We start from the raw sequence: 2,168 nt of genomic DNA, 5'->3' as shown, positions 1-2,168 counted from the left end.
TTGTCCGTGCGACGTGAAGTCGCATGAAGCGCTGTTCACCGCGATAAGAGTGAACCGTTTGTATCACCAGACGACCCTAAGGCTCTGAATAAAGCAGCGAGCCTGACAATGTAACGAAGTTTGGCACTATGCTAAACGGGAGCAGAACCGTGAGGGGATGCTCCTCCTGATAACCACGAATTGGGTGAGTGCTAGGGAATCAGTATGATGAACGAAAGTGAATCCATGTAAGGTGCGTTATGTTTGAAGCAGCGGAAGTGGTTAATACGCTGTAGCCAAACGGCGAAGGGAGTAGGAAAGGGGTTGGACAATACTCTTTCGTGATCGACAGGCTCCCCGCACTATAGTGGGCATCTACCCTGATATTGCGCGACATGCGGAACACGGTAAGCCAGTATCGTTCCTTCGGGAAAGCTGTCTGTGAAGAGAGCCGATAGCGGTGCTGGTAAAGGAGGTTGGAAAAAGCGAAGGCTGCATTGTAATGATGCAGATACAGACGGATGTCTGACACGAAAGTGTGCCCACTTCCAACTGGTCTCCCATTGCAAGATGATTTGGAAAACTTTATTTAAGAAGGAACGCAGATGATCTCTTCTCATGAAGTGAGTGCCCCTTCTGGCAGCGCCCAATGGCGATCCATCGACTGGAAAGCGGTTGAGCGTCATGTGTTAAGGCTCCAGATGCGCATTGCAAAAGCAATCCGAGAAGGTAAACACGGTAAGGCGAAAGCACTACAGTGGATACTGACTCACTCGAAAGCAGCAAAGCTTCTTGCTGTTCGTCGAGTATCACAAAACAAAGGCAGTAAAACGCCAGGAATTGACGGCGACATCTGGAACACCGATGCACGTCGAATGGCGGCAGTCAGTTTACTGAGCAGAAAAGGCTATCGAGCCAAACCGCTCAGAAGGATCTATATCCCGAAGAAAAACGGCAAGCTCAGACCATTAGGTATCCCGTGCATGATAGACCGTGCGCAACAAGCGTTACACCTTCTAGCACTAGAACCAATATCTGAAACAATTGCCGACCCTAACAGCTATGGGTTTAGACCCAATCGAAGCGCAGCAGATGCAATACAACAGTGCTTCAAATGTCTATGTAAAAAGGGAGCAGCACAATGGGTTCTTGAGGGGGATATCAAAGCTTGTTTCGACAAGATAGGTCACCAATGGCTACTTGATAATATCCCGACAGACAAAAGGATGCTTAAGCAATGGCTGGAATGTGGCTATATAGACAAAGGTCTCTTCTACAAAACGGCGGAGGGAACACCACAAGGCGGGATAATTTCACCTACCCTGATGTTGCTCACTCTTGTCGGACTAGAAAAGCTAACTAAGTCTATCGCTCGCAAGACAGGCAGCAGAGTAAACTTTATAGGTTATGCTGACGACTTTGTTATCACTGGCTCTTCAAAGGAAGTTCTTGTGAATGACATCAAGCCGCAACTGATGGCTTTCCTACAAGAAAGAGGTTTAACGCTTTCTGAAGAGAAAACGCACGTTACTCATATCAATGATGGTTTTGACTTTCTTGGCTTCAACGCCAGAAAGTACAAAGGGAAACTGCTCATTAAACCGAGCAAATCCAACGTATTATCATTCTTACGAAACATGCGTGACCTCATTAGAAAACACGCAACAATCCCAGTAGCCGATCTCATTAAGATGATAAACCCAAAGCTACGAGGATGGGCGAATTACTATCGCCATTGTGTTGCTAAACAAACCTTCGGCTATGTTGGTCATCAGATGTTTCTAGCGTTATGGCGATGGTCAGTTAGGCGTCACCCAAACAAGGGACGCAAGTGGATCGCACATAAGTATTTTCTGAACTTGCAAGGTCAATGGACTTTCCATGGCTGGTTCAAAAAGGCAGGAAAGTATGGCGTGATCAGGCTGTTTGACATCGCAAAGGTGCCAATTAAGCGACATGTTAAAATCATGAGTCAAGCGAATCCGTTTGATCCTTTTTGGGAAGGTTTTCTCAATGAACGTAAGGTGAAAAATACAGGTCGCAACTCATGGTTTGATCCTGTCGCCACTGCTTTGTGAGTTGCTGGGTAACAATAACGCCTTAGTGGAGGCTTGAGCCGTATGCAGTGAAAGTTGCACGTACGGTTCTTAGGAGGGCGGCATCTGGTAACAGGTGTCGCCTATCCGACA

At 46.9% G+C, this 2,168-nt stretch carries 1 protein-coding gene; it reads left to right on the top strand.

Annotated features, from left to right (window positions below; translation table 11 throughout):
- The first annotated feature begins 584 nt into the window (after nt 1–584).
- Entirely contained in the window at nt 585–2,057 is a 1,473-nt protein-coding gene (gene ltrA / locus AB6D07_RS22845) for a group II intron reverse transcriptase/maturase (protein ID WP_371692754.1), read from the top strand.
- Nucleotides 2,058–2,168 lie beyond the last annotated feature (111 nt).

Origin of the sequence: Vibrio sp. 10N.239.312.C11 (assembly GCF_041466065.1) — a bacterium.
Lineage (GTDB): Bacteria > Pseudomonadota > Gammaproteobacteria > Enterobacterales > Vibrionaceae > Vibrio > Vibrio tasmaniensis_A.
The sequence above is the reverse complement of the archived record's forward strand: the minus strand, read 5'-3'. Positions and strand labels throughout refer to the sequence as shown.

What these genes read in the sequence shown, in the direction of transcription:
- ltrA (WP_371692754.1), top strand. Translation starts at nt 585, where the DNA reads ATGATCTCTTCTCATGAAGTGAGTGCCCCTTCTGGCAGCGCCCAATGG.